This is a genomic window from Citrobacter sp. BDA59-3 (assembly GCF_015167655.1).
In the GTDB taxonomy this organism is placed as follows: domain Bacteria; phylum Pseudomonadota; class Gammaproteobacteria; order Enterobacterales; family Enterobacteriaceae; genus Phytobacter; species Phytobacter diazotrophicus.
Window position 1 is genome coordinate 4674502 of record NZ_CP063427.1, and the last position, 25904, is coordinate 4700405.

At 53.2% G+C, this 25904-nt stretch carries 26 protein-coding genes, 1 other RNA gene and 2 pseudogenes; 18 read left to right on the forward strand and 11 right to left on the reverse strand.

Annotation, left to right across the window (positions count from 1 at the left end; all coding sequences use genetic code 11):
- The first annotated feature begins 95 nt into the window (after positions 1-95).
- Positions 96-1340: a serine/threonine transporter SstT gene (gene sstT / locus IP582_RS21910; RefSeq protein ID WP_193794450.1), complete on the forward strand. Its 1245-nt coding sequence runs from the start codon at positions 96-98 to the stop codon at positions 1338-1340.
- On the opposite strand, the gene IP582_RS21915 is transcribed toward sstT, so the two are convergent.
- From IP582_RS21915 to uxaC, 3 genes are all read right to left on the reverse strand, one after another.
- Entirely contained in the window at positions 1337-1891 is a 555-nt protein-coding gene (locus IP582_RS21915) for a YgjV family protein (RefSeq protein ID WP_039077527.1), read from the reverse strand. The genes sstT and IP582_RS21915 overlap by 4 nt on opposite strands.
- Before the next feature lie 90 nt (positions 1892-1981).
- A complete protein-coding gene (locus tag IP582_RS21920; RefSeq protein WP_107223817.1) occupies positions 1982-3469 on the reverse strand; it encodes a UxaA family hydrolase in 1488 nt (495 codons plus the stop codon).
- A gap of 17 nt (positions 3470-3486) precedes the next feature.
- Positions 3487-4899 (reverse strand): glucuronate isomerase, encoded by a 1413-nt coding sequence (uxaC, locus tag IP582_RS21925; RefSeq protein ID WP_039077525.1) that lies wholly within the window; start codon positions 4897-4899, stop codon positions 3487-3489.
- 455 nt (positions 4900-5354) lie between these two features.
- Here uxaC and IP582_RS21930 point away from each other — a divergent pair, with 455 nt between their 5' ends.
- The 11 genes from IP582_RS21930 to IP582_RS21980 all read left to right on the forward strand — a co-directional run bounded on the left by IP582_RS21930 (position 5355) and on the right by IP582_RS21980 (position 12647).
- On the forward strand, positions 5355-6656 hold the full coding sequence (locus tag IP582_RS21930) for an MFS transporter (RefSeq protein WP_193794451.1): 1302 nt from the start codon (positions 5355-5357) through the stop codon (positions 6654-6656).
- A gap of 136 nt (positions 6657-6792) precedes the next feature.
- Positions 6793-7569 (forward strand): transcriptional regulator ExuR, encoded by a 777-nt coding sequence (gene exuR, locus IP582_RS21935; RefSeq protein WP_039077523.1) that lies wholly within the window; start codon positions 6793-6795, stop codon positions 7567-7569.
- 341 nt (positions 7570-7910) lie between these two features.
- Positions 7911-8576 (forward strand): DedA family general envelope maintenance protein YqjA, encoded by a 666-nt coding sequence (gene yqjA, locus IP582_RS21940; RefSeq protein WP_039077522.1) that lies wholly within the window; start codon positions 7911-7913, stop codon positions 8574-8576.
- Positions 8576-8959, forward strand: a complete 384-nt coding sequence (gene mzrA, locus IP582_RS21945; protein WP_039077521.1) for an EnvZ/OmpR regulon moderator MzrA — start codon at positions 8576-8578, stop codon at positions 8957-8959. The genes yqjA and mzrA overlap by 1 nt, the downstream gene beginning before the upstream one ends.
- 145 nt (positions 8960-9104) lie before the next feature.
- The gene (locus IP582_RS21950; RefSeq protein WP_193796331.1) at positions 9105-9473 is read left to right on the forward strand and encodes a DUF1090 domain-containing protein; all 369 of its coding nucleotides are present in this window, start codon (positions 9105-9107) and stop codon (positions 9471-9473) included.
- Positions 9474-9512: 39 nt separating this feature from the next.
- On the forward strand, positions 9513-9818 hold the full coding sequence (locus IP582_RS21955; protein WP_039077519.1) for a YqjD family protein: 306 nt from the start codon (positions 9513-9515) through the stop codon (positions 9816-9818).
- A 2-nt stretch (positions 9819-9820) separates the two neighbouring features.
- Complete coding sequence (locus tag IP582_RS21960; RefSeq protein ID WP_193794452.1) at positions 9821-10219, forward strand: phage holin family protein; 399 nt, start codon at positions 9821-9823, stop codon at positions 10217-10219.
- The gene (locus IP582_RS21965; protein ID WP_193794453.1) at positions 10216-10506 is read left to right on the forward strand and encodes a YqjK-like family protein; all 291 of its coding nucleotides are present in this window, start codon (positions 10216-10218) and stop codon (positions 10504-10506) included. Before IP582_RS21960 ends, IP582_RS21965 begins: the two co-directional genes overlap by 4 nt.
- Before the next feature lie 212 nt (positions 10507-10718).
- Entirely contained in the window at positions 10719-11111 is a 393-nt protein-coding gene (locus IP582_RS21970) for a DoxX family protein (protein ID WP_193794454.1), read from the forward strand.
- A 72-nt stretch (positions 11112-11183) separates the two neighbouring features.
- Entirely contained in the window at positions 11184-12170 is a 987-nt protein-coding gene (locus IP582_RS21975) for a glutathione S-transferase family protein (RefSeq protein WP_108700579.1), read from the forward strand.
- A gap of 114 nt (positions 12171-12284) precedes the next feature.
- Positions 12285-12647: a DUF805 domain-containing protein gene (locus tag IP582_RS21980; protein ID WP_039077514.1), complete on the forward strand. Its 363-nt coding sequence runs from the start codon at positions 12285-12287 to the stop codon at positions 12645-12647.
- Between the two features lie 13 nt (positions 12648-12660).
- On the opposite strand, the gene IP582_RS21985 is transcribed toward IP582_RS21980, so the two are convergent.
- The gene (locus tag IP582_RS21985; protein ID WP_193794455.1) at positions 12661-13557 is read right to left on the reverse strand and encodes a LysR family transcriptional regulator; all 897 of its coding nucleotides are present in this window, start codon (positions 13555-13557) and stop codon (positions 12661-12663) included.
- Positions 13558-13663: 106 nt separating this feature from the next.
- Between IP582_RS21985 and IP582_RS21990 the strand changes: the two genes are divergently transcribed.
- Positions 13664-14365 carry a pirin family protein gene (locus tag IP582_RS21990; RefSeq protein WP_039077512.1) on the forward strand — a complete coding sequence of 234 codons (702 nt, stop codon included), beginning with the start codon at positions 13664-13666 and terminating at the stop codon, positions 14363-14365.
- A gap of 26 nt (positions 14366-14391) precedes the next feature.
- Complete coding sequence (locus tag IP582_RS21995; RefSeq protein ID WP_165157949.1) at positions 14392-14559, forward strand: hypothetical protein; 168 nt, start codon at positions 14392-14394, stop codon at positions 14557-14559.
- A gap of 50 nt (positions 14560-14609) precedes the next feature.
- Here the strand turns inward: IP582_RS21995 and IP582_RS22000 are convergent.
- The 6 genes and pseudogenes from IP582_RS22000 to IP582_RS22025 form a co-directional block, all read right to left on the reverse strand.
- A pseudogene (locus IP582_RS22000) lies at positions 14610-15019 on the reverse strand (nuclear transport factor 2 family protein).
- A gap of 243 nt (positions 15020-15262) precedes the next feature.
- Positions 15263-15644: RNase P RNA component class A (gene rnpB / locus IP582_RS22005), an RNA gene on the reverse strand.
- A gap of 32 nt (positions 15645-15676) precedes the next feature.
- Positions 15677-16822, reverse strand: a complete 1146-nt coding sequence (gene garK / locus IP582_RS22010) for a glycerate 2-kinase (RefSeq protein ID WP_039077510.1) — start codon at positions 16820-16822, stop codon at positions 15677-15679.
- A 129-nt stretch (positions 16823-16951) separates the two neighbouring features.
- Complete coding sequence (gene garR, locus IP582_RS22015) at positions 16952-17842, reverse strand: 2-hydroxy-3-oxopropionate reductase (RefSeq protein WP_039077509.1); 891 nt, start codon at positions 17840-17842, stop codon at positions 16952-16954.
- Positions 17843-17877: 35 nt separating this feature from the next.
- A complete protein-coding gene (gene garL / locus IP582_RS22020) occupies positions 17878-18648 on the reverse strand; it encodes a 2-dehydro-3-deoxyglucarate aldolase (RefSeq protein WP_039077508.1) in 771 nt (256 codons plus the stop codon).
- A gap of 30 nt (positions 18649-18678) precedes the next feature.
- Positions 18679-20013, reverse strand: coding sequence for an MFS transporter (locus tag IP582_RS22025; RefSeq protein ID WP_071194457.1), 1335 nt, complete (start codon positions 20011-20013; stop codon positions 18679-18681).
- A 422-nt stretch (positions 20014-20435) separates the two neighbouring features.
- Here IP582_RS22025 and garD point away from each other — a divergent pair, with 422 nt between their 5' ends.
- Entirely contained in the window at positions 20436-22007 is a 1572-nt protein-coding gene (garD, locus tag IP582_RS22030; protein WP_039077506.1) for a galactarate dehydratase, read from the forward strand.
- A 157-nt stretch (positions 22008-22164) separates the two neighbouring features.
- A pseudogene (locus IP582_RS22035) lies at positions 22165-22367 on the forward strand (transcriptional regulator); the annotation flags it as partial.
- Between the two features lie 128 nt (positions 22368-22495).
- Here the strand turns inward: IP582_RS22035 and rsmI are convergent.
- Positions 22496-23362 carry a 16S rRNA (cytidine(1402)-2'-O)-methyltransferase gene (gene rsmI, locus IP582_RS22040; protein WP_039077498.1) on the reverse strand — a complete coding sequence of 289 codons (867 nt, stop codon included), beginning with the start codon at positions 23360-23362 and terminating at the stop codon, positions 22496-22498.
- Between the two features lie 62 nt (positions 23363-23424).
- Here rsmI and IP582_RS22045 point away from each other — a divergent pair, with 62 nt between their 5' ends.
- Positions 23425-25542: a penicillin-binding protein activator gene (locus IP582_RS22045; protein ID WP_193794456.1), complete on the forward strand. Its 2118-nt coding sequence runs from the start codon at positions 23425-23427 to the stop codon at positions 25540-25542.
- On the forward strand, positions 25500-25895 hold the full coding sequence (locus tag IP582_RS22050; RefSeq protein WP_193794457.1) for a YraN family protein: 396 nt from the start codon (positions 25500-25502) through the stop codon (positions 25893-25895). The genes IP582_RS22045 and IP582_RS22050 overlap by 43 nt, the downstream gene beginning before the upstream one ends.
- Positions 25896-25904 lie beyond the last annotated feature (9 nt).

The window sequence follows — 25904 nt, forward strand, 5'->3', positions numbered from 1 at the left end:
GAAACAGCCCCCTGAGCAGCGAATTCTTTATACTCAATCCGTTACGCCTGCTGGCGCAGCACCGATGGAACACCAATAAAAACCAAGGAAAAGGTATGCAAACACAACCCGCTTCGACATGGTTGCAACGCGTGATGCGCGGCAATATCGTCAAACAAATTCTCGCCGGACTGATACTGGGCATTCTGTTGAGCTGGCTTTCACCTGACTCAGCGCGCGCTGTTGGCCTGCTGGGCACGCTGTTTGTCGGCGCGCTAAAATCGGTAGCCCCGATTCTGGTGCTGGTACTCGTAATGGCCTCGGTGGCTAATCACCAACAGGGGCAAAAAATCAGCATTCGCCCTATCCTGCTGCTCTACTTAATCGGTACTTTCTCTGCGGCATTAATGGCCGTGATCGTCAGCTTCCTGTTCCCTTCCAGGCTACATCTGGTGGCGGCCGCGACCGATGTCATTGCGCCTTCCGGGATTGTTGGCGTACTGGAAGGGTTACTAATGAATATCGTGGCAAACCCTGTCGATTCGCTGGTCAAAGGGAATTACATCGGCATCCTGGTCTGGGCGGTTGGTCTCGGCTTTGCCTTGCGCCATAGTAGCGATACCAGTAAGAAGCTGATTAACGATATGTCACAAGCGGTGACGTTTATGGTCACGCTGGTGATTCGCTTTGCGCCGCTGGGGATTTTTGGCCTGGTGGCATCCACCCTCGCGACAACGGGCGTTGGCGCGCTCTGGGATTACGCGCAACTGCTGATGGTCCTGGTCGGCTGTATGTTACTGGTTGCGCTGGTGATCAATCCACTGCTGGTCTGGGTGAAGATGCGCCGGAATCCGTACCCACTTGTTTTTATCTGCTTGCGTGAAAGCGGCGTGACCGCTTTTTTCACCCGCAGCTCGGCGGCGAATATTCCGGTAAATATGGCGTTATGCGAAAAGCTCGGGCTTGATAAAGACACCTATTCCGTCTCGATTCCATTGGGGGCGACGGTCAATATGGCAGGCGCGGCGATCACCATCACCGTGCTTTCGCTGGCAGCGGTGCATACGCTGGGGGTGACCGTAGATTTGCCCACGGCGGTGCTGTTAAGCATAGTGGCTTCGCTCTGTGCCTGCGGCGCATCCGGGGTGGCGGGCGGCTCGCTGCTGCTGATTCCACTGGCCTGTAACCTGTTTGGTATTTCAGCCGATGTTGCCATGCAGGTCGTCGCCGTCGGCTTTATTATTGGCGTTGTGCAGGACTCTTGCGAGACCGCCATCAACTCCTCAACCGATGTGCTGTTTACCGCCGCCGCCTGTCTGGCAGACGGCGAGCGCGCGTCGTTAGTGCCTCAGCGCGATTAACGCGCAGACGTACTCTCTTTTTGCAGCGCGGTTTCGACTTTAAACGGGTCGATGCCGCGTTTTTGCATCCGCCAGAAACGGATAATGTTCAGCCCGTTTACCACAAGGAAGCTGCCTTCGATCAGGGTGCCGCCAATCGATCCCAGCCACAGATTGTGGGTGACCCAGCAGGCGGTTGAACACCACATGACGCAACGCACGGAAAGCCCTTTGCAGCGAAACAGCGCCCAGGTACTGGCAACCGTACCGATAATCGGCAGCAGTTCGACCGGGTGGTGTAATTTTATCAAACCAAAAAACAGCGTCAGCGCAATAAATACAGCCATAACCCACAGCTTGCGGGTATGCATGGAGATAATTGTGCGTATGGCGTTGAGTTCTGCGCTCATACCGGCAGGCAGTGCGCCCATCAGAAAGAAATGCGCGCCGATGGTGGCGCTGTAAAGGGAAAGCTGGAGTTTGAAGCGTTTTTCGTCGCGGTTAATAAACGTGGTAATACCAATAAGAAAAGCAAGTACACCAACGCCCTGGGCTAACCAATACGCGCTCATGGAGGATCCTTGTTAATGACACCAAAAAAGAAACGACGCTTCACAATGTGAAACGTCGTTTTATATTAACAAAATGTCAAATCTTTTGCTTTATAAAGTTACGCCGCTCTTGAAGATAGCCAGCTCGCGGAACTCGTTGCGTTCATTGCAAGTCTGCTTGCCGTTGGCAAAATCCACGATCACATCCACGAACTCGCTCAGAAGCTGCGGCATGGTTTTTCCGTGAATAAGCTGGCCCGCATCGAAATCGATCCAGTGTTTCTTCTTCGCCGCCAGTTCGCTGTTCGTCGCGATTTTCACTGTCGGAACAAAGCCGCCGTAAGGGGTGCCGCGTCCGGTACTGAACAGCACCATGTGGCAACCCGCCCCTGCCAGTGCGCTGGTTGCAACCGCATCGTTACCCGGCGCGCTCAACAGGTTGAGTCCGTGGGTTTTCAGGCGTTCGCCGTAACGCAGCACGTCGACCACCTGGCTGGCCCCCGCTTTTTGTGTACAGCCAAGCGATTTTTCTTCCAGCGTCGTGATGCCGCCTGCTTTGTTACCCGGCGATGGGTTTTCGTAGATCGGCTGGTTATGCGCGATAAAGTACTGTTTGAAGTCGTTCACCATGGTGACCGTCTTCTCGAAGGTCTCTTCATCGCGGCAATGGCTCATCAGAATCTGTTCTGCACCGAACATTTCCGGCACTTCGGTTAATACCGTGGTGCCGCCGTTACCGATAATGTAGTCAGAAAAACGTCCCAGCATCGGGTTCGCTGTGATACCGGAAAGCCCGTCTGATCCGCCACACTCCAGACCAAATTTCAGCTCGCCCAGTTTGCCGGGCTCGCGCTTGTCGTGGCGCATGGCTTCGTACAATTCGTACAGATGCTCAATGCCCGCTTCCACTTCGTCGTCCTGGTGTTGGCAGATCATAAAGTGGACGCGGGACGGATCGTATTCGCCCAGCGTTTCGCGAAACGCATCAACCTGATTGTTTTCGCAGCCCAGACCAATGACCAGCACCGCCCCCGCGTTCGGGTGACGCACCATATTTTGCAGCATGGTACGGGTGTTAATATGGTCATCGCCCAGTTGTGAGCAACCGTAGGTATGGCTAAACAGGTGCACGCCGTCGATATCTTCAGCGTTGTGCGTCTCTTTCAGAAAACGGGTCTGGATTTGACGGGCGATGCCGTTAACACAGCCTACTGTCGGCAGGATCCACAATTCGTTGCGAACCCCAACCTCCCCGTTTGCACGGCGGTAGATCTGAACGTCGCGATCGGCCGCCGGTGCATTTTCATCAATGAGATCAGGTTGATAGCTATACTCATCCAAATCGCTCAGATTGGTACGCACATTGTGAGAATGTATGTGTTCACCTGCGGCGATATCTGTTGTGGCATGGCCGATAGGAAGACCATATTTAACAACATTCTCGCCCGTCGGGATGGCCTGCAGGGCAAATTTATGTCCGCGTACCACTGCCTGACGAAGCAGAATCTCATGACCGTCAACCACAACCTCTGTGCCTTCGGCGAGATCCGCCAGCGCTACCGCGACATTATCCAGCGAGTGGATCTTGATGTATTGCATATCAACCTCAAACGGCCTTAGTTCAGTTCAATCGCGAAGTAGTCACGCGCATTGTTAAAGCAGATATTTTTCACCATCTCGCCCAGTAGCTGGATATCAGCCGGAGCTTCACCCGCGTGCACCCAGCGGCCAATCATCTGGCACAGAATGCGACGGAAATATTCGTGGCGGGTATAAGACAGGAAGCTGCGGCTATCAGTCAGCATGCCCACAAAGCGGCTCAGCAGACCGAGCTGCGCCAGTTGGGTCATCTGACGTTCCATACCGTCTTTCTGGTCGTTGAACCACCAGCCGGAACCAAACTGCATCTTGCCTGGCATACCTTCGCCCTGGAAGTTGCCGATCATGGTGCCCAGCACTTCGTTATCACGCGGGTTCAGGCAATACAGGATGGTTTTCGGCAGCAGGTTTTCTTCGTTCTGCTTGCTGAGTAATTTTGACAGTTCTTCCGCCAGCGGACGGTCATTAATGGAATCGAAGCCCACATCTGGCCCCAGCAGTTTGAACTGGCGCAGGTTGTTATTACGCAGCGCGCCAATGTGATACTGCTGTACCCAACCGCGACGGGCATATTCCGCGCCGAGGAATACCAGAACGGCCGTTTTGAACTGCGCGACTTCATGCTGGCTTAATGCTTCACCCGCCAGACGGCGTGCGAGGATGCTGTCCAGTTCCGCGTCGCTTGCTTCGGCGAAGAGCACAACGTCAAGCGCGTGGTCCGATACTTTACAACCGTGTGCTTCAAAGTGATCCAGACGTTTAGTCAGCGCCGTTTGCAGATCGGCAAAGCGACGGATATCGGTGTCAGACACTTCACCCAGCTTGCTCATGTAATCGTTAAACGTAGCCAGTTCAATATTGAAGGCTTTGTCCGGACGCCAGCTTGGCAGCACTTTGATGGTGAAGGTGGTGTCTTTGGCAACGGCAGCGTGGTGTTCCAGAGAGTCGATCGGATCGTCAGTGGTACCGACCATCTTCACATTCATCTGCTGCATGATACCGCGGGCAGTAAATTTATCCTGCGCCAGCAATTCATTGCCCAGATTCCAGATTTCATCCGCCGTAGACGGAGAAAGCAGCTTACCTGTAATACCAAATGGGCGACGAAGCTCTAAATGGGTCCAGTGGTATAACGGGTTGCCAATCGTATGCGGTACGGTTGCAGCCCAGGCGTCAAACTTCTCACGATCGCTGGCATCGCCGGTACACAGGCGTTCCGGCACACCATTGGTACGCATTGCACGCCACTTGTAGTGATCACCTTTTAACCAGATGTCATACAGGTTTTTAAAGCGGTAGTTATCTGCGATCTGCTGCGGCGGCAGGTGGCAATGGAAGTCAAAAATCGGCTGATCTTTCGCGTAGTCATGGTACAGGCGGCGCGCAAATTCGGTATCTAACAGAAAATCTTCAGTCATAAACGGGGTCATTATCGTCTTCCTCTCAACGAGTGCGTCTGATGCTTACCTTAATGCTGACAAAGTTATCACACCAATTTCCAGTGGCCGAAGACTTTTTCGTGAGTTAGATCAATAAACGATGACAAATATTTACAAGAATGCGCGTCAAAATCACCGCCAGGCCGCGCCAGTTCTGGTCTGGTGCCGCAAAGTTAAAAACCACACAAAGAAAAACGCTTTTGTGATGTCACTCACCTTTTGAAGTTGTATGACAAGTTATCTTTCTGCCGTCGAATACATCAGCCGACGGAATGCATTGCCGGTGATTAATCATCGGTCTTTACGGTACGGATACCGAATTGAGCACGTTGAATAGCAAGGTTCGGGTCGTTCCGGTGTTTACCGGTTACGCCCTCCGTTTTCACCTCCCGACCGCAACCGGCAGGTGACCGCGCTAGCGGAATTAACATAACGATGAGGTTTACATGCGTAAAATTAAAGGGTTACGTTGGTACATGATAGCGCTGGTGACGATCGGCACCGTGCTGGGTTACTTGACGCGTAACACGATTGCTGCGGCAGCGCCCACGCTGATGCAAGAGTTGAATATCTCCACACAGCAATACTCTTACATTATTGCGGCTTACTCGGCAGCTTATACCATCATGCAGCCGGTCGCAGGTTATGTACTGGACATCCTGGGCACCAAGATCGGCTACGCAGTGTTCGCCGTGACCTGGGCCATCTTCTGTGGCGCTACTGCGCTGGCAGGCAGTTGGGGTGGTCTGGCGCTGGCGCGCGGTGCCGTTGGTGCTGCCGAAGCGGCAATGATTCCGGCGGGCCTGAAAGCGGCTTCTGAGTGGTTCCCGGCGAAAGAACGTTCTATCGCAGTGGGCTACTTCAACGTCGGTTCTTCTATTGGTGCGATGATTGCACCGCCGCTGGTCGTGTGGGCAATCGTCATGCATAGCTGGCAGCTCGCGTTCATTATCTCTGGCGTACTGAGCTTCGCCTGGGCAATGGCATGGTTGTTTTTCTACAAACACCCGCGCGATCAGAAAAAACTGACCGAAGAAGAACGTGAATACATCATTGGCGGTCAGGAAGCACAACACCAGACCTTCAACGGCAAGAAAATGTCCGTCCTGCAGATTCTGGGCACCCGTCAGTTCTGGGGTATTGCACTGCCGCGTTTCCTGGCAGAGCCGGCGTGGGGTACGTTCAACGCCTGGATCCCGCTGTTCATGTTCAAAGTCTACGGCTTTAACCTGAAAGAAATCGCCATGTTCGCCTGGATGCCAATGCTGTTCGCTGACCTGGGCTGTATCGTCGGTGGTTACCTGCCGCCGCTGTTCCAGCGCTGGTTCGGTGTGAACCTGATTGTTTCCCGTAAAATGGTAGTGACCATGGGTGCGTTGCTGATGATCGGCCCAGGCATGATCGGTCTGTTCACCAGCCCGTATGTTGCAATCGGCCTGCTGTGTATTGGTGGCTTTGCTCACCAGTCTCTGTCCGGTGCATTGATTACCCTGTCTTCCGACGTGTTTGGTCGTAACGAAGTGGCAACCGCGAACGGTCTGACCGGTATGGCGGCGTGGACAGCAAGTACCATGTTCGCTCTGGTGGTAGGTGCGCTGGCTGACACCATCGGCTTTAGCCCGCTGTTCGCCGTGCTGGCCCTGTTCGACCTGCTTGGTGCGGTAGTTATCTGGACGGTGCTGAAAAGTAAATCCGCCAGCGAATTAGCGCAGGAAAGTGCGGTCGGCGGTACCGCAACACAAAGCTAGTACACGCCTTCTTCGTACTACTGTTTCCCAAAAGCCGCCCACCGTTTCGGGCGGCTTTTTCTTGCCTTGTTGTGGTGAGAATGGCGTAAAAGTGGTATAACAAATCTACTAATGCCTTATCTTGCCTGGAGCGCATATGGAAATCACTGAATCACGTCGTTTGTACCAACAACTTGCCGCCGAGCTGAAAAGCCGGATCGAGCAGGGCGTCTATCTTGTGGGTGACAAACTTCCCGCCGAGCGCTTTATTGCAGACGAAAAAAGCGTCAGCCGGACCGTGGTTCGTGAAGCCATCATCATGCTGGAAGTTGAAGGTTATGTTGAAGTCCGTAAAGGCTCAGGCATCCATGTTATTTCCAATCAGCCCCGTCATACCCAGGCCCCTGACGAATCGCTGGAATTTGCTAATTACGGTCCGTTTGAGCTGCTACAGGCACGTCAATTGATTGAAAGCAACATTGCTGAATTTGCCGCGACCCAGGTGACCAAGCAGGACATCATGAAACTGATGGAAATCCAGGAAAGCGCGCGTAAAGAGAAGTGCTTCCGCGATTCCGAATGGGATTTACAGTTTCATGTGCAGGTAGCGCTGGCGACACAAAACAGCGCGCTGGCGGCGATCGTCGAAAAAATGTGGACCCAGCGTGTTCACAACCCGTACTGGAAAAAACTGCACGACCATATCGACTTGCGCACCGTGGATAACTGGTGTGACGATCATGACCAAATTCTCAAGGCGTTGATTCGCAAAGACCCGCACGCGGCTAAAGTCGCGATGTGGCAGCATCTGGAAAACACCAAACAGATGTTGTTTAACGAAACCAGCGATGATTTCGAGTTCAATGCTGACCGCTATTTGTTTGCGGAAAATCCCGTAGTTCACCTTGATACCGTAGCTAGTGGCGTAAAATAAGGCTTTTCTTTGTCAGGCGCACAGCCCTCCTGCGCCTGGCCACTTAAGGGTCAGTAAAAAGTATAGAGTGTCAGCCTTTGTAAATACCCTCGCCACCCCTCCTTTCGACAAGCAAAATCATTTTCTGACAAAGCGTAATTTCTCTGCCGCAGAACTATGGCATTTGTTACAATTAGACGCACTTTGCCACTGCGTGAGTTAGCGCTTGCTCACAGCGTTGTTACCGGAATAGTCAGGCTGCTGAATGCGCCACGAGCGACCATAATGTCACTATCAATAATGTCGCCGTGCTGTTTTACAGGTAATCGACGTGCCGTAAACCGATGTACCAGGAACATTGAATGGAACTTTTAAGCCAACTGCTGCATGCCCTCTGGAGCCAGGATTTCGAAACGCTGGCCAATCCATCCATGATTGGCATGCTCTACTTTGTGTTATTTGTCATCTTATTTCTTGAGAATGGCCTGCTTCCGGCCGCTTTCCTTCCTGGCGACAGTCTCCTGGTGCTGGTTGGTGTTTTGATTGCCAAAGGGGCTATGGGCTATCCACAGACCATTTTGTTATTAACAGCGGCCGCCAGTCTGGGCTGTTGGCTGAGCTATATTCAGGGCCGATGGCTGGGGAACACGCGAACTGTGCAAAACTGGTTATCGCACCTTCCGGCGCATTATCACCAACGTGCACATCATCTTTTTCATAAACATGGCCTCTCAGCGCTGCTGATTGGGCGTTTTATTGCATTTGTTCGCACACTGTTACCAACTATTGCCGGAATTTCGGGTCTTAGTAGCGCTCGCTTCCAGTTTTTCAACTGGATGAGCGGTTTGTTGTGGGTGCTGATTCTAACGACACTGGGGTATTTGTTGGGAATAACGCCAGTGTTTCGTAAATATGAAGACGCGTTGATGTCTTGTTTGATGCTCCTTCCCGTTGTGCTGCTGGTGATTGGCCTGGTTGGCACACTGGTGGTGTTGTGGAAGAAAAAATACGGTAATCGGGGTCAATAATGGAATCGCAACGTCCCTTCCTGCGCTGGTTTTTTATGGGCATCGCCGCAATGGCGCTGTTCAGCGTACTCTTTTTGGGTTGGGTGACACTGCAAAACCGTGAGTCTACGCTGGCGATACGCCCAATCGCACAAAACACAAGCGTGCCGGATGGTTTTTCCATTTGGCATCATCTGGACGCAAACGGCATCCATTTCAAAAGCATTACGCCGCAAAACGACACGCTGTTAATCAAATTTGAGTCCAGTGCCCAGAGCGCTGCCGCCAAGGAAGTGCTGGACAGAACACTGCCCCATGGCTACATCGTCGCGTTACAGGATGACGAAAGCCAGACCTCCGCCTGGCTTTCACGTTTACGCGATACCACCCATCGATTTGGCTGATCCTCCAGGATTCTGAATCTTTTCACCTACTTTGGTGCTTTAGCCGTTAACGTTCTATGCTTGAGTTAATGGAACCAAAGTCCACGTTATGTCACTGGATGCTGGCGAGCCTTATTTCGCCAGCCAACAATGGAAGGTTTCGACCATGAAATACCGCATCGCACTGGCGCTAACCCTATTATCTGTAAGCGCGATGTCTCAGGCCGCTTCCCCCTGTCAGGAGAAAGAGCAGGAGATTACGCGTGAAATCAGCTATGCCGAAAAGCACAACAATCAGAGTCGGGTTGAAGGGCTGAATAAGGCGCTGCACGAGGTTCGCACCACCTGTTCCGACAGTAAATTGCGTGCGGAGCACCAGCGCAAAATTGCCAGACAGAAAGACGAGGTTGCCGAACGTCGCGAAGATCTCGCCAAAGCGAAACAAAAAGGCGATGCGGACAAAATAAGTAAACGCGATCACAAGCTGAAAGAGGCCGAGGCAGAACTTAAGGCGCTTGAAGCGCGTGACTACTGATTTTGATGGAAGTTAACACTCACTCACCTGGAGAGAATTATGTCTAAAGAGGCAAATACTGAACATCTGCGCGCTGAGTTGAAATCCCTGGCGGATACCCTTGAGGAAGTACTGAGCACCTCCGGGGACAAATCAAAAGAAGAGTTGAGCAAACTGCGCAGCAAAGCCGAAAAAGCCTTGCAGGAAAGCCGCTATCGTCTGGGCGAAACGGGTGATGCCATTGCCCGCCAGACCCGCGAAGCCGCTGCAAGAACTGACGAATATGTACGTGAAAACCCATGGGCCAGCGTGGGCATTGGCGCGGCGATTGGCGTCGTGTTAGGCGTGCTCCTGACGCGTCGCTGATTATGGCGGATTCACGACACGCGCAAGGACCGGGCAAAAGCGTACTGGGTATCGGGCAACGCATTGTTTCCATCATGGTTGAAATGGTGGAAACGAGGCTCCGGCTGGCAGTGGTCGAACTGGAAGAGGAAAAAGCAAACCTCTTCCAGTTGCTCATGATGTTAGGGCTGACCATGCTGTTCGCTGCATTTGGCCTGATGAGTCTGATGGTACTGGTTATCTGGGCCATCGACCCGCAATACCGACTCAACGCCATGATCGCCACCACGGTGGTGCTCCTGGTGCTGGCGTTGATTGGCGGTATCTGGACCCTACGTAAAGCCCGCGAATCCACAATTCTGCGCCACACGCGACAGGAACTGGCCAATGATCGTCAGTTACTGGAAGAGGATAAAACATGAGTCACAAGGCCGAGCGTCTCAAGCGTAAAGCCCTGTTGCTCAGCCAAATTCAGCAGCAACGGCTGGATTTAACTGCCGCCCGCCGTGACTGGGTGGACGCCACCGGTGTCTATGATCGCGGGTGGAACACCTTCCTCAGCCTGCGTTCCTGGGCACTGGTCGGTAGCAGCTTTATGGCCGTATGGTCGGTGCGCCATCCCAGCGTGCTGATGCGCTGGGCGAAACGCGGGCTTGGGCTGTGGAGCGTCTGGCGGCTGATAAAATCCACGCTTGATCAACAGCGTTAACAGACTCCCCGGCGGTGCCATACTGGCCGGGGTAGCAGCCTTTTTTTACGCCAACTTCATCAGTATCTTTGAAAAATTTCGACAGTTTTCCTTGCTAACAATCTTTTCCCGCCCCGTTTAATATCCTCTCCATCGACAGCAACCATGCGGCCAGCGCCCGTGATTGCCGAACTTTTCACTAAAAAAGACATTGTGGTTCCCTGGAGAGAAAGATGAAAAAATTAGAAGATGTTGGTGTACTGGTAGCGCGTATCCTGATGCCAATCCTGTTCATTACCGCAGGCTGGGGCAAAATCAACGGTTATGCCGGCACTCAGCAATATATGGAAGCCATGGGTGTCCCGGGCTTTATGTTGCCGCTGGTTATCCTGCTTGAGTTCGGCGGCGGTCTGGCCATTCTGTTCGGTTTTCTGACTCGCACCACCGCGCTGTTCACCGCAGGCTTCACTCTGCTGACCGCGTTTATCTTCCACAGTAACTTTGCGGAAGGCATGAACTCCCTGATGTTTATGAAAAACCTGAGCATCACCGGTGGCTTCCTGCTGCTGGCTATCACCGGTCCGGGCGCATTCAGCATCGACCGCGTACTGAATAAAAAGTGGTAAGCGCTCTATACTGATAAAGACATGAAGCGAGGAGACATCTCCTCGCTTTTGCCATCTAAAGGAGAATGCATCATGGGACAACTCATTGACGGCGTCTGGCATGATACCTGGTATGATACCAAGTCAACCGGTGGCCGCTTCCAGCGCTCAGTGTCCGCATTTCGTAACTGGCTCACCGCCGATGGCGCACCGGGTCCATCCGGCGAAGGCGGCTTTGCAGCGGAAAAAGACAGATATCACCTGTATGTTTCTCTCGCCTGTCCATGGGCGCACCGCACGCTCATCATGCGCACGCTAAAAGGGCTGGACGATTTTTTACCGGTTTCGGTGGTGAATCCGCTGATGCTGGAAAACGGCTGGACGTTTGATGATAACTTTCCGGCAGCGACAGGCGACGCGCTTTATCAGCATGAATTCCTCTATCAGCTTTATCTTCATGCCGACCCGCAATACACCGGACGCGTAACGGTCCCGGTACTGTGGGACAAAAAGAACCACACGATTGTCAGCAATGAATCGGCTGAAATCATTCGCATGTTCAACACTGCGTTTGATGCGCAGGGGGCGCGTGCTGGCGACTATTACCCACCAGAATTACGCACGCAAATTGACGAGCTGAATAGCTGGATCTACGACAACGTCAATAATGGTGTCTATAAGGCCGGTTTCGCCACCAGCCAGCAGGCTTACGATGAAGCCGTCGAAAAGGTCTTCGAATCCCTCGCCCGGCTGGAACAAATCCTGGGGCAACATCGCTACCTGACAGGCGATCGGTTAACCGAGGCGGACATTCGCCTGTGGACAACGCTTATACGTTTCGATCCGGTGTATGTGACCCACTTTAAGTGCGATAAGCATCGCATTAGTGACTATCTCAACCTCTATGGCTTCCTGCGGGATATCTACCAGATGCCAGGCATCGCGGAAACGGTCAATTTTGACCATATTCGTACCCACTACTACCGCAGCCACAAAACCATCAATCCGACGGGGATTATCTCCATCGGCCCGTGGCAGGATCTTAACGAGCCTCACGGTCGGGACCTTCGTTTCGCATAATGTTTTTGGGCGCAGCCGTTGCGCCCGAAAATATTTCACGCATCCTTTTATCCCCGTCTATTCTTACAGTGATCGCTGAGAAAACAACGTATTGAACGTCTTTCGAGGTAGAGAATGGATTGGTATTTCAAAGTGCTGAGCAACTACGTCCTCTTTCATGGCCGTGCGCATCGCCGGGAGTTCTGGATGTTTATGCTGGTCAACCTCATTCTCTTTGGCGTACTTGTCGTGGTGGATGAAATTTTAGGCTGGCGCACGGGCGGCATTGGCCTGTTAAGCCTGATCTACGCCCTGCTGGTTTTCCTGCCTTCCCTTGCCGTTCAGTCCCGCCGGTTGCACGATACCGATCGCACCGCCAAATGGCTGTGGTTGTGGTGTGTTCCTGTCCTGGGTTGGTTGATGCTGCTGGCCTTCTGGAGCCAGCACGGTACCCCCGAAGAAAATCGCTTCGGCCCTGAGCCAAAAGCGTTTCCTTAAGGGGCCGGGGGAATTATTTTACGGAGAAGAGTTTCGGTATTTCGCGCAGACACCAGGCTTTCGCTTCGCCCATGCTGTCGCGCCGCCAGGCCATGATGATGTCGACCTCGCTGGTATATTCAGGACTGACGACGCGCAAACGCCCTTCTGCAATGTCCTGCTCAACCAACGGATAAGGCATCGTCGCCACACCCAACCCCGCCAGTAAAGCCTGACGTTTATCCTCAATGGTACTGACCGTCAGACGCGGCTGTTTGTCCAGCAACTGCACCGTCAGCACCGGGCGCTCGCGCGCGGTATCCGCAACCGCCACGCCGCGATATTTCACGCGAGTCACCTCAGACAACGGTTCCGGTTCGTGGTGAATCGGATGGTCTGGTGCCGCGACATAAACGTTCAGTACCTTGTACAGCTTGCGAGAGTTGATTTCCGACGAAGAACGGAAATGCATATCCGGCGCGATCACGATATCCGCACGCCCCTGCTCCAGCCGCTCCCAGGCGCCTGCCAGCACTTCGGTAATGATCGAGAGTTGCGTGTTGGCTTTTGCCGCCAGTTTATCGACAAGCGGGAAAAGCTCGGGCGTCGGCACCAGTGCTTCGGTAACCAGCGTCAGGTGCGTTTCCCAACCGCGCGCCAGCGCTTCGGCATCGGTAGTGAGTTTGTCAGCCGCTTCGAGCAAAACACGGCCACGTTCCAGCAGCATGCGACCAACGTTGGTAAACTTCGTTCTATGGCCAGAGCGGTCAAACAGAACAACGTCCAGCTCTTCTTCCAGTTTCTGCATTGTATAGCTGAGCGCAGAGGGTACCCGCCCCAGTTCATCTGCCGCGGCGGCAAAGCTACCGCGACGGTCAATTGCGTCCATGACGCGTAACGCTTCCAGCGTAAGTGCCCTATCTTTCGCCATTTTTGTTCTCATTCAGGAAATTTGAACATACCGGGCAGAATATCTGGCTAACAATGCAGCGTCCATACCTTTACCATTGTTTTAGTGTAAAGAGAGGTCAAGAATTATGATTACTACCAGAACAGCCAAACAATGTGGACAAGCGGACTTCGGCTGGCTGCAGGCCCGCTACACCTTTTCCTTTGGACATTACTTTGACCCGAAACTTTTGGGCTACGCCTCCCTGCGCGTACTGAACCAGGAAGTACTGGCACCCGGTGCCTCATTCCAGCCGCGTACCTACCCGAAAGTCGATATTCTGAACCTGATTCTGGAAGGCGAAGCCGAGTATCGCGACAGCGAAGGTAACCATATTCAGGCGAAAACGGGCGAAGCGTTGCTCATTGCGACTCAGCCGGGCATTAGCTATAGCGAACATAATCTGAGCAAAGACAAGCCGCTGACGCGTATGCAGTTGTGGCTGGATGCCTGCCCGGAACGGGAAAATCCGACGGTGCAGAAAGTGATGATTGCCGATCAGGCTCGCCAGTTGCTGGCATCCCCAGACGGAAGCCAGGACAGCCTGCAATTACGCCAACAGGTGTGGTTGCACCATATCGAACTGGAAAAAGGTGAAGAGCTGACGTTTCAACTGCATGGGCCTCGCGCTTATTTGCAGTCGATTCACGGTACAGTACACGCGGTCATGCCGTGCGAATCGCGGGAAGCGCTCACCTGTGGTGACGGTGCGTTTATTCGTGATGAGGCTAACATAACGTTAGTCGCCGATACGCCGTTGCGCGCTTTACTGATAGATTTACCCGTGTAAGCGCAAGAGTTTTACGGAGTACCAAGGTGAAAAAAAAGAGTGTTCAAAACAGAACGTCAAAACCCATTTCCACAGAGCAAACGACACCGGAAGCATCGCCGCAATCTTTTGATTACGACGATATGTTGACCGAACTGGAAGCTATCGTCGCCGATGCAGAGCAGCGGCTGGCGCAAGAAGACGAAGCAGCGTAACAGAAGCCCTGGTCTAAAAACCGGGGTTTTTTGTGGGGCTTGCGGAAAGATTAACCTGACGGCAACGCGCTACCCAGCAAATCGGTGCCGTAAGAATTATCGATAGTGCATAACCAGCCCTGCGAAGAGGTGTGGCGAAAAACATATGTCGCGCGACGGATTGTCTTAACAGTGCCGCCTTTGCCGTCCGGGTAACGCAACAGGGTTTCCATGATGCCAGCGCGTTATCGGCGCCTTCAATGACCTGCATCTCCCCTTGTTCTATCACCAGATTCCCCTGGAAATAGTCAGCGATGGCCATAAAAGCGTTGCGAATATTGTCTTTTCCTTTGGCAATCATTCCCGGCTTTATGACCAGCGCGGCATCGTCCGCGTAAAACGTCATCAGGGTATCGTAATCTTTTGCTGATATCGCCTTGTCGCAGGCTTCGATGATTTTCCGTATTGGGTGTGAGCTCATGTCAGATGCGTCCTGTGAGTATGTTCCGGTACTCAGTAGAGCATTGTCAGCGGAAAATGTAACGGCGAGACGCGGATAGCTACCGGAAATAGGAGTATGGCGAGACCGTAGTCCCGGTAAGCGCAGCGCCACCGGGGAATGTTCAGGCTTCCCCTCGCCCCACTGGAGCCAGAGGGAAGATCGTGCAGAAATTTGAAACCACAGAAAAGCAAAAACCCGCCGAAGCGGGTTTTTACCTGAAAAGATCGAAACTGACCGATAAGCCGGGTTCTGTCGTGGACAGTCATTCATCTAGGCCAGCAATCGCTCACTGGCTCAAGCAGCCTACCCGGGTTCAGTACGGGCCGTACCTTATGAACCCCTATTTGGCCTTGCTCCGGGTGGAGTTTACCGTGCCGCGAACTGTTACCAGCCGCGCGGTGCGCTCTTACCGCACCCTTTCACCCTTACCTGATCCCACTTGCGTGGGCCATCGGCGGTTTGCTCTCTGTTGCACTGGTCGTAGGCTGTTACACCCCCCAGGCGTTACCTGGCACCCTGCCCTATGGAGCCCGGACTTTCCTCCCCTTCGCCTGTCTCCCCCGAAGGAGGACAACGACGAAGCGGCGACTGTCTGGTCAGCTTCGGCGCGCAGTATAGAGGGTTTGCGCGCCGATGTCACCCCTCAGCAGACATGCCAACCTGTAAGGTGGCCGCAATGTTGCGGGATGCATGATAAATATTGTCAAACGCACCACGGAACGCCTCTTCCAGCGTACCAATGCTGGTCAGAACGCTGAATACCGCGTCAATACCATACTGATGCACAATGCCAACATCACGCGTCAGGCTTCCGGCAATACCGATAACTGGCTTGTGGTATTTTTTTGCCACGTTCGCCACGCCCACCGGCACTTTACCGTGGATACTCTGGCTGTCGATACGGCCTTCGCCGGTGACCACCAGGGTACAATCATGAATATGTTCTTCCAGATTCAAGGCCTGGGTTACGATTTCGATACCGCTACGCAGCTCCGCGCCGAGGAATGCCATCAACGCGGCGCCCATCCCACCCGCCGCACCGGCTCCCGGCACATTTTTCACATCAATATGCAGCGATTTTTTAATCACATCGGCGTAATGGGCAAGATTACGGTCCAGCTCAACGATCAGCGCTTCCGTCGCGCCTTTTTGTGGCCCAAAGATACGCGATGCGCCTTTTTCGCCGGTCAGCGGGTTTGTCACATCACAGGCAACACGAATAGTGCAGCCTTCAAGACGCGGATCGAGCCCGGAAACATCAATAGCATTCAGGCTTATCAGGCTACCGCCGCCGTTGCCGATGTCGGTACCATTGGCATCACACAGCTTCGCGCCAAGCGCCTGTACCATACCCGCTCCGCCGTCGTTCGTTGCGCTACCGCCGATGCCGATAATAATGTTTTTCGCCCCATGATCCAGCGCGTGCAAAATAAGTTCCCCGGTGCCGCGTGAAGTGGTGATCAGAGGGTTTCGTAATTCAGGGGGCACAAGTGCCAGACCGCTGGCGGCGGCCATTTCTATAAAGGCTGTTTTACCGTCGCCGGACATCCCCCAACGCGCATCGACATTTTCACCTAAAGGGCCGGTGACGCATGCGCTGTGCACAGAACCTTTTGTCGCGGCAATCATGGCTTCAACCGTTCCCTCACCGCCATCTGCGACCGGAACTGAAACGTATTGAGCATTCGGGAAAATTTCCCGAAATCCTTTTTCTATCGCCTGCGCTACTTCGGTAGCAGAAAGGCTTTCTTTATAAGAGTCTGGGGCGATTACGATTTTCATAGTTGATTAGCCTGACATTGCCGCGCAAGGCATTCATTTCACCTCACAGGCCATTCACGTCACCGCGATTTTCGACCTGCAAGGTGTTGATGCTTAAGAAATTCAGGGTGCGCTCCCGCACCCTTCTTATTAGCGAGAGATTTCTACTTTCGCCAGTTTTTCGTAGTAGCACGCGAGAGCGCTGTGGTCGTCGCTACCGTGACCATCAGCACGCAATGCCTGCATCATTTCCATGACTGCGGCAGTCAGCGGCAACTGCGCACCTACACCATGAGAGGTATCGAGTGCGTTGGAGAGATCTTTGATATGCAGGTCGATACGGAAACCCGGTTTAAAGTTGCGGTTGAGTACCATCGGTGCTTTTGCTTCCAGCACGGTGCTGCCAGCCAGACCACCGCGGATTGCCTGGAATACCAGCTCAGGATTCACACCCGCTTTCGTTGCCAGAGACAGCGCTTCAGACATTGCAGCAATGTTCAGCGCTACGATGACCTGGTTAGCCAGTTTGGTCACGTTACCCGCGCCAATATCGCCGGTATGAACAACGGAACCGGCCATGGCTTTCAGCAAATCGTAGTATTTGTCGAACAGCGCTTTGTCACCGCCAACCATTACGGACAGGGTACCGTCGATCGCTTTCGGTTCACCGCCGCTTACCGGCGCATCCAGCATCTCGATGCCTTTTGCTTTCAGACCTTCGCTGATTTCACGGCTGGCCAGCGGAGCGATGGAGCTCATATCGATCAGAACAGTACCTGGTTTAGCGCCTTCAATGATGCCGCCTTCGCCCAGCGCAACTTCTTTTACGTGCGGGGAGTTTGGCAGCATGGTGATGATCACATCACACTGCTCTGCGATGGCTTTAGCACTGCTTGCGGCTTCTGCGCCAGCGGCGATCAGTTCTGCGACCACATCGCTATTGCGGTCGGAGACCACCAGTGAGTAACCTGCTTTAATGAGGTTTTTACTCATTGGTTTACCCATGATGCCCAGGCCAATGAAACCAACTTTCATCGTCATAATTGCGTCTCTCTCTTTATCCAGTGGTGGTTTGGTTATTTTTTAAAGGCATCAGCCAGTTTCTGCGTACCCGCACGGAACACCCCCAGGTCGCTGCCAACAGCAACGATGGTCGCACCCCATTCCAGATAGCGGCGGGCATCTGCCTCAACAGGCGCCAGGATACCGCTCGGTTTACCATGTGCTTTTGCACGCGCAAAAATATGCTGGATGGTGCGCTGTACTTCCGGGTGCGCAGCATTGCCGATATAACCCAGGGTTGCCGCCAGGTCGCTCGGACCGACGAATACACCGTCAACACCGTCGGTTTTGAGGATAGCGTCGAGGTTATCCACGCCTTCCTGACTTTCGATCTGCACGATGATGGTGATGTTTTTGTTCGACTGCGCGAAGTAATCCGGTACGGTGCCAAACATATTGGCGCGGTGAGACACGGACACGCCGCGGATACCTTCAGGCGGATAACGGGTTGCCGCCACGGCGTTTGCTGCTTCTTCTGCCGTTTCAACAAACGGGACGAGGAAGTTGTAGAAACCGATATCCAGCAGACGCTTGATCACAACCGGATCGTTCGTCGGAATACGTACCACCGGTGCGCTGACGCTGCCTTTCAGCGCCATCAACTGCGGTACAAAAGAGAGCACGTCATTCGGGGCGTGTTCACCGTCCAACAGCAGCCAGTCAAACCCTGCCAGGCCCAGAACCTCAGTGCTGATATGACTACCCAGCGCCGACCAACAACCGATCTGAACCTGATTTGCCGCCAGCGCAGCTTTAAATTTGTTCGGGAAGATATCGTTACTCATCTTTTGCACCTTAATTTTTTAAGCCGTTGCTTACTTTTTCAATTCCATACGTTTGATGTCGCCTACCACAAACAGGTAGCACACCATCATCATCAGGGCCGAGCATCCGACAAAAATCAGCGCCCCGTTGAACGAATGCAACTCTTTGACCATGTACCCAATTACCAGCGGGGTCACAATCGATGCCACATTACCGAACACGTTAAACACGCCGCCGCACAGACCGACAATTTCTTTCGGTGCGATATCGGAGATAACCGGCCAGCCCAACGCGCCGAAACCTTTACCGAAGAATGCCAGTGCCATCAACGCGATAACCAGCACAGTGTTGTCGGTGTAGTTACACAGAATGATGCTGGAAGCCAACAACATCCCGACTACGATGGGGAATTTACGCGCCATGGTCAAAGTACAACCACGTTTAATCAGGTAGTCAGAGAACAGACCGCCCAGCACACCGCCCCCAAAACCACACAGGGCCGGAATGGACGCGACAAAACCCACTTTCAAAATTGACATGCCTTTATCCTGCACCAGGTAAATCGGGAACCAGGTCAGGAAAAACCATGTGATCGTGTTCAGGAAGTACTGACCGAAGAACACGCCGAGCATCATACGGCTGGATAACAGTTGCTTGATGTAATCCAGTTTCGGGCCAGATTGCTTATCGCTGTCGGTTTTTTTGTGGTCCATATCAACCACCGCGCCGTTAGCAGAAATGTAATCCAGCTCTTCGCGAGTCATACGTGGATGGTCAGTTGGGTTATGAATGTATTTAACCCAGGCCGCCGTCAGCACAAAACCAATCACGCCCATCACGGTGAAAACATGTTCCCAGCCCCACGCGAAGGTCAGCCAACCCAGCAGCGGAGAGAACAGTGCGAGTGAAAAATACTGCGCCGCGTTAAAAATCGCCGAAGCGGTACCGCGCTCTTTTGCCGGGAACCAGGCCGCCACAATACGGGCGTTTGCCGGGAAAGAAGGCGCTTCCGAGAAGCCCAGCATAAAGCGCATGATAAACATCGAGACCCCGGCCCATGCGAGCGGGAATACGTCGACAAAGCCTTGCAAGAAGGTAAAGAGCGACCAGAAGAACAGGCTCCAGGTGTACACTTTTTTCGAGCCATAGCGGTCAAGTAACCAGCCACCTGGGATCTGCATCAGCAGATACGCCCAGCCAAACGCAGAAAAAATGTAACCCATCGATACCGAGTCAAGGTGCAACTCTTTCGCGACATCGGTCCCCGCAATAGAGAGCGTGGCGCGGTCCGCATAGTTAACTGCTGTAACAATAAATATAATGAGCAGAATTAAATAGCGAGTTGGTATTCCCCTTTTTACCTCAACTGAACTTTGCACAGACATATGGTTTCCCCTGGTGCAGCTTAATTTAAAGATATAATTTTCTTGATATGTAATTTACCCGATATATAAAAAGAAACTCACGAAAAGTAATATCAGGTAATAGCATGTTTGTATTTTATTACCGCACAGTATAATCACCGCCAGCCAGCCACGCACTGGTGGTTTGCTCAATTTTAATATGAACCATTAAGATTATTTTGAGCATATGCACACATAGCTGGGCGCTGATGCACAGATCTGGTAATTCACATCCTTACAGGACGGGTAATCACGAAAATAAGTGATTTAGATCACATTTTAATATTGAGACTCCTGACATTCTTATTTCATCAAACGAGGTTTTAACTTCTGATAATTACAGAATATCCTCCCTTTCTTTTTTTGAGTAATGCATCGTATCGTTAGCTGGAGATTACTTGATAATGGCCGACATTGAAATTAGACAGCAGTCGCCTACGGCGTTTTATATTAAAGTACACGACACCGATAATGTCGCTATCATCGTTAATGACAATGGATTAAAAGCGGGTACCCGTTTTCCGGATGGTCTCGAATTAATCGAACATATCCCGCAAGGTCATAAAGTTGCGCTGGTAGATATTCCTCATCATGGGGAAATTATCCGTTACGGTGAAGTTATCGGTTATGCGGTGCGTGATATTGCACGCGGAAGCTGGATTGACGAATCCACCGTTGAATTACCGAAAGCGCCGCCGTTGAACACACTGCCACTGGCGACTAAAGTGCCCGAGCCGTTGCCGCCGCTGGAGGGTTACACCTTCGAAGGCTATCGCAACGCCGATGGCAGCGTCGGTACCAAGAATCTCCTTGGCATCACCACCAGCGTGCATTGTGTGGCGGGTGTGGTCGACTATGTGGTGAAAATTATTGAACGCGACCTGCTGCCGAAATATCCGAATGTGGATGGCGTGGTCGGTCTGAACCATCTGTACGGTTGTGGCGTGGCGATTAACGCACCGGCAGCCGTTGTGCCCATCCGCACTATTCACAACATCGCGCTGAACCCGAACTTTGGCGGTGAAGTGATGGTCATCGGCCTGGGCTGTGAAAAACTGCAGCCTGAACGCCTGCTTAAGGGTACAGAAGATGTGAAAGCGATTCCGGTAGACGATGCCAGTATTGTCCGTCTGCAGGATGAACATCATGTCGGTTTCAAATCCATGGTTGACGATATTTTGCAGGTTGCGGTTCGTCATCTGGAAAAACTCAACCAGCGCCAGCGCGAAACCTGCCCGGCTTCTGAACTGGTTGTCGGCATGCAGTGTGGTGGTAGTGATGCCTTCTCCGGCGTGACCGCAAACCCGGCTGTCGGTTACGCCTCTGACCTGCTTATACGTTGCGGTGGCACGGTCATGTTCTCCGAAGTGACCGAAGTGCGTGATGCTATCCATCTGCTTACGCCGCGTGCAATCAATGAAGAAGTGGGCAAACGCCTGCTGGAAGAGATGGCCTGGTACGATAACTACCTGGACATGGGGCAAACTGACCGTAGCGCTAACCCTTCGCCGGGTAACAAGAAAGGCGGTCTGGCAAACGTGGTGGAAAAAGCGCTGGGCTCGATCGCGAAATCAGGTAAGAGCGCCATCTCCGAAGTGCTTTCTCCGGGCCAGCGTCCGACCAAACGTGGTCTGATTTACGCGGCAACGCCGGCCAGTGACTTTGTCTGCGGCACGCAGCAGGTTGCGTCGGGTATTACCGTGCAGGTCTTCACCACCGGTCGTGGTACGCCGTACGGTCTGATGGCGGTGCCGGTTATCAAGATGGCGACCCGCACTGAACTGGCCAATCGTTGGTATGACCTGATGGATATCAACGCAGGAACTATCGCAACGGGCGAAGAGACTATCGAGGAGGTGGGCTGGAAGCTGTTCCACTTTATTCTTGATGTCGCAAGCGGTCGTAAGAAAACCTTTTCTGATCAATGGGGCCTGCACAACCAACTGGCTGTCTTTAACCCGGCTCCGGTGACTTGATTCATCAATAAACCTCATCGTTTAGCATGGCTTCGGCCATGCTTTTTTTGCTTTTTTGCCGCCCTTGACTTTCGAAAACCTCCTTTCGCTTTCGTATCTTTCATTTTTCTGACAATCCAGCGTTAATTCTCAGGCCAATCAGTAATGAGCGCATTTGAACGAAGGCTATTCGATTAGCGGCGTGATGGCGGCTGCGGCACATAAAGTGGTGGCGGTACTGGACGCCAGCAAGTTCAATCGCCGCGGGTTTAATCAGGTGTTACCGATGGACAAAATCGACTGCGTGATTACCGATGAGGGCATCAGCGAGAAGGACAAAGTAGCGCTGAACAAGATGGTAAAGACGTGATGATTGTTTAACGCGTCCACTGCGATGACCGTAACGAAAACAGCCATGGTATGAATAACATGGCTGTTTTGGTCGAAAGCCCGGAGTTCGTAAACAGGAAATCGCCTGGATATAACCCTGTTATGCCCAGGCAGAAAGGTTAGGCATCGCCCTGCTGTTCCAGCGCGTATTTATAGAGCGCGTTTTTCTTCACGCCGTGAATTTCCGCAGCCAGCGCAGCGGCTTTTTTCAGAGGGAGTTCAGCCTGTAACAGGGCCAGCGTACGCAGCGCATCGGCGGGTAAGGCATCTTCCTGCGCCTTATGGCCTTCGACAATCAGCACCATCTCACCTTTGCGGCGGTTTTCGTCCTCTTTCACCCATGCCAGCAATTCCCCTACCGGTGCGCCATAAATCGACTCCCAGGTTTTGGTCAGCTCGCGGGCCAGCACTACGTAACGTGCTTCGCCCAGCACGGCAACGATGTCCTCCAGGCTTTCCAGCAGGCGATGCGTTGACTCATAAAAAATCAGCGTGCGTGGTTCTGTCTCCAGCGATTTTAAGGTGTCGCGACGCCCTTTCGATTTGGCGGGCAGAAACCCCTCGTAACAAAAACGATCGGACGGTAACCCCGCCGCACTTAATGCTGCTATTGCAGCACAGGGCCCCGGCAGTGGAACGACACGGATGCCCGCTTCACGGCAGGTGCGTACAAGATGGTAGCCAGGGTCGTTAATCAGCGGCGTGCCAGCATCGGAGACCAGCGCGATGTTTTGCCCTTCTTTTAGCTTCGCCACCAGCGTGTCGGCCTTTTGTTGCTCATTATGGTCGTGCAGGGCAAAAAGACGGGCGTTAATGGCGAAATGTGAAAGCAGCAGTCCGGTGTGGCGCGTGTCCTCAGCAGCGATAAGATCGACATCCTGCAATACGGTGAGCGCACGCTGGGTAATATCACCCAAATTGCCGATGGGCGTAGGGACAATGTAGAGCTGGCCCTGATAATTGTCCGCAGATTCGTGTTGTTTCATTGTTCTATCCGTATTGCCGATTTAATATTGAGCATTGCGTAAAAAATATCACTGGATACAGTATGCTACCGTCAACATTTCTACGTTCGAAAGCCATGCGCTGCCTGCCTGTCGTGCTGGCCGCTCTGCTGTTCGCAGGCTGCGGCACACACCCGGTCGATCAAAGCACCGGGCACCTGGAGGGCAAGGCTGAGGCTGATTCGGGTTTTTATCTGCACCAGATGCAGCAAAGCTCAGATGATAGCAAGACCAACTGGCAATTACTCGCCATTCGTGCACTGCTGAAAGAAGGCAGAACCCAGCAGGCCAGTGAATTGTTGGGCCAATTACCTCAAGAGTTGAATGACGAGCAGCGCGCTGAGCAAACCTTGCTGAGTGCTGAGCTCAAACTCACGCAACAAGACTACGCCGGTGCGCAGGCACTGCTGAGCAAGGTCGATCTGAAAGGGTTTAGTCAGAATCAGCAAGCCCGTTACTGGCAGGATGTGATCACCGCAAGCCAGAACAAACCGTCGCCGACACTGCTGCGTGCCCTTATCGCACAGCAACCGCTGCTGACTGCGGCACAGGACAAACAAAAGAATATTGATGCGACCTGGCAGACGCTCTCTTCCCTGACGCCCGATCAGGCCAACGCCATTCAGGTGAGTCAGGACGAAACGGTGCTGCAAGGATGGCTGGATTTACAACGCGTATGGTCCAATAACCGCAACGATCCGAACATGCTAAAAGCGGGTATTGCGGACTGGCAGAAACGCTTCCCGCAAAATCCTGGCGCGGTTCTGTTACCGAGCCAACTGGCGAATGTACAAAATTTCCGTCCGGCATCGGTCAATCAAATCGCGTTGCTGCTGCCGTTAAATGGCCAGGCAGCCGTCTTTAGCCGCGCGATCCAGCAGGGTTTTGAAGCGGCGAAAAACGGCACCACTACTGTTTCTGGTCCGGCAGTGCCTGTTCAGGTAGCCCAGGCCGCGACAATGGCGACCACAGCAGACGTTGTCAGCCCCGCACAAACCAATGTCAGCGACCTGACCACGCCGCAGTCCGCGCCTGCGGCTAGCGCGCCGGTACAGGCTCCGGCAGACCAGACGCAACAAACGTCACCTGCTGAGCAAACCACACAGGCTCCTGCTGAACAAACCGATCCGGCTGCCCCGGCAGGACAACCGGTGAATACTCCTGCCGTTGCCAGCACCCCGGCCAATCCGACCGCCGTGCTGAAAGTCTATGACACCAGCTCACAGCCGCTTGACCAGGTGTTGAGCCAGGTACAGAAAGATGGTGCGAGCATTGTTGTTGGGCCGCTGCTGAAAAATCACGTCGAAGAGCTAATGCGTAGCCAGACGCCGCTGAACGTGCTGGCGTTGAACCAGCCAGAGAAAGTCGAAAACCGCCCGAATATTTGTTACTTCGCCCTCTCCCCGGAAGATGAAGCCCGCGATGCGGCACGCCATATTCACCAGCAAGGCCGTCATACACCGCTGTTGCTGTTGCCGCGTAGCTCACTTGGCGATCGCGTCGCCAGCGCTTTCGCCCAGGAGTGGCAAAAACTGGGCGGCGGTATCGTGCTGCAGCAAAAATTCGGCTCGACGGCAGAATTACGCATGGGTATTAACAGCGGTTCCGGTATTGCAATGACGGGTAGCCCTGTCACGGCCAGTCTGCCGCAGCAGCAGGGCGTAACCATTGGCGGGTTGAATATTCCGGCTCCGCCAACTGAAGCGCAGATCACCGGCGGCGGCAATATTGATTCTGTCTATATCGTCGCGACACAGGATGAAATCGCCCTTATCAAGCCGATGATTGCGATGCGTACCGGTAGCCAGAGCGGCATTGTTCTGTATGCCAGCTCCCGTAGCGCTCAGGGCGGTTCAGGCCCGGACTTCCGTCTGGAGATGGAAGGGTTGCAGTTTAGCGAAATACCGATGCTCGCTGGTAGCAACCCGGCACTGATGCAACAGGCATTGATGCATACCAATAATGACTACTCCCTGGCGCGCCTGTATGCGATGGGCGCGGATGCCTGGACGCTGGCGAACCACTTCTCGCAAATGCGTCAGGTGCCAGGGTTTGAAATTAACGGTAACACGGGCGATTTGACCGCCACTCAGGAATGCGTGATTAACAGGAAGTTGTCATGGCTCAAATACCAGCAGGGGCAAATCGTCCCCGCCAGTTGACCCGTAAGCAGACCGGTGATGCGTGGGAGTTACAGGCGCGTCACTGGCTTGAGCGCAAGGGAATGCGCTTTCTTGCCGCTAACGTGCGCGAGCGCGGCGGTGAGATAGACTTGATTATGCAGGACAAGTCGACAACGGTGTTTGTGGAAGTGCGCTATCGCAAGTCGTCATTTTTCGGCGGCGCCACGGCCAGTGTCACCGCCAGCAAGCAACGTAAATTACTGCATGCCGCCCGTTTGTGGCTGGCCCGGCACAATGGGAGTTTTGATACTGTGGATTGCCGGTTCGATGTGGTAGCCTTCACCGAAAATGAAGTTGAGTGGATACAAAACGCCTTTAACGACCGCTCATAATGACTGAAT

Excerpts from the sequence above, each read along its gene's own strand:
- sstT (WP_193794450.1), top strand. The coding sequence starts at position 96 with ATGCAAACACAACCCGCTTCGACATGGTTGCAACGCGTGATGCGCGGC.
- IP582_RS21915 (WP_039077527.1), bottom strand. The coding sequence starts at position 1,891 with ATGAGCGCGTATTGGTTAGCCCAGGGCGTTGGTGTACTTGCTTTTCTT.
- IP582_RS21920 (WP_107223817.1), bottom strand. The coding sequence starts at position 3,469 with ATGCAATACATCAAGATCCACTCGCTGGATAATGTCGCGGTAGCGCTG.
- uxaC (WP_039077525.1), bottom strand. The coding sequence starts at position 4,899 with ATGACCCCGTTTATGACTGAAGATTTTCTGTTAGATACCGAATTTGCG.
- IP582_RS21930 (WP_193794451.1), top strand. The coding sequence starts at position 5,355 with ATGCGTAAAATTAAAGGGTTACGTTGGTACATGATAGCGCTGGTGACG.
- exuR (WP_039077523.1), top strand. The coding sequence starts at position 6,793 with ATGGAAATCACTGAATCACGTCGTTTGTACCAACAACTTGCCGCCGAG.
- yqjA (WP_039077522.1), top strand. The coding sequence starts at position 7,911 with ATGGAACTTTTAAGCCAACTGCTGCATGCCCTCTGGAGCCAGGATTTC.
- mzrA (WP_039077521.1), top strand. The coding sequence starts at position 8,576 with ATGGAATCGCAACGTCCCTTCCTGCGCTGGTTTTTTATGGGCATCGCC.
- IP582_RS21950 (WP_193796331.1), top strand. The coding sequence starts at position 9,105 with ATGAAATACCGCATCGCACTGGCGCTAACCCTATTATCTGTAAGCGCG.
- IP582_RS21955 (WP_039077519.1), top strand. The coding sequence starts at position 9,513 with ATGTCTAAAGAGGCAAATACTGAACATCTGCGCGCTGAGTTGAAATCC.
- IP582_RS21960 (WP_193794452.1), top strand. The coding sequence starts at position 9,821 with ATGGCGGATTCACGACACGCGCAAGGACCGGGCAAAAGCGTACTGGGT.
- IP582_RS21965 (WP_193794453.1), top strand. The coding sequence starts at position 10,216 with ATGAGTCACAAGGCCGAGCGTCTCAAGCGTAAAGCCCTGTTGCTCAGC.
- IP582_RS21970 (WP_193794454.1), top strand. The coding sequence starts at position 10,719 with ATGAAAAAATTAGAAGATGTTGGTGTACTGGTAGCGCGTATCCTGATG.
- IP582_RS21975 (WP_108700579.1), top strand. The coding sequence starts at position 11,184 with ATGGGACAACTCATTGACGGCGTCTGGCATGATACCTGGTATGATACC.
- IP582_RS21980 (WP_039077514.1), top strand. The coding sequence starts at position 12,285 with ATGGATTGGTATTTCAAAGTGCTGAGCAACTACGTCCTCTTTCATGGC.
- IP582_RS21985 (WP_193794455.1), bottom strand. The coding sequence starts at position 13,557 with ATGGCGAAAGATAGGGCACTTACGCTGGAAGCGTTACGCGTCATGGAC.
- IP582_RS21990 (WP_039077512.1), top strand. The coding sequence starts at position 13,664 with ATGATTACTACCAGAACAGCCAAACAATGTGGACAAGCGGACTTCGGC.
- garK (WP_039077510.1), bottom strand. The coding sequence starts at position 16,822 with ATGAAAATCGTAATCGCCCCAGACTCTTATAAAGAAAGCCTTTCTGCT.
- garR (WP_039077509.1), bottom strand. The coding sequence starts at position 17,842 with ATGACGATGAAAGTTGGTTTCATTGGCCTGGGCATCATGGGTAAACCA.
- garL (WP_039077508.1), bottom strand. The coding sequence starts at position 18,648 with ATGAGTAACGATATCTTCCCGAACAAATTTAAAGCTGCGCTGGCGGCA.
- IP582_RS22025 (WP_071194457.1), bottom strand. The coding sequence starts at position 20,013 with ATGTCTGTGCAAAGTTCAGTTGAGGTAAAAAGGGGAATACCAACTCGC.
- garD (WP_039077506.1), top strand. The coding sequence starts at position 20,436 with ATGGCCGACATTGAAATTAGACAGCAGTCGCCTACGGCGTTTTATATT.
- rsmI (WP_039077498.1), bottom strand. The coding sequence starts at position 23,362 with ATGAAACAACACGAATCTGCGGACAATTATCAGGGCCAGCTCTACATT.
- IP582_RS22045 (WP_193794456.1), top strand. The coding sequence starts at position 23,425 with ATGCTACCGTCAACATTTCTACGTTCGAAAGCCATGCGCTGCCTGCCT.
- IP582_RS22050 (WP_193794457.1), top strand. The coding sequence starts at position 25,500 with ATGGCTCAAATACCAGCAGGGGCAAATCGTCCCCGCCAGTTGACCCGT.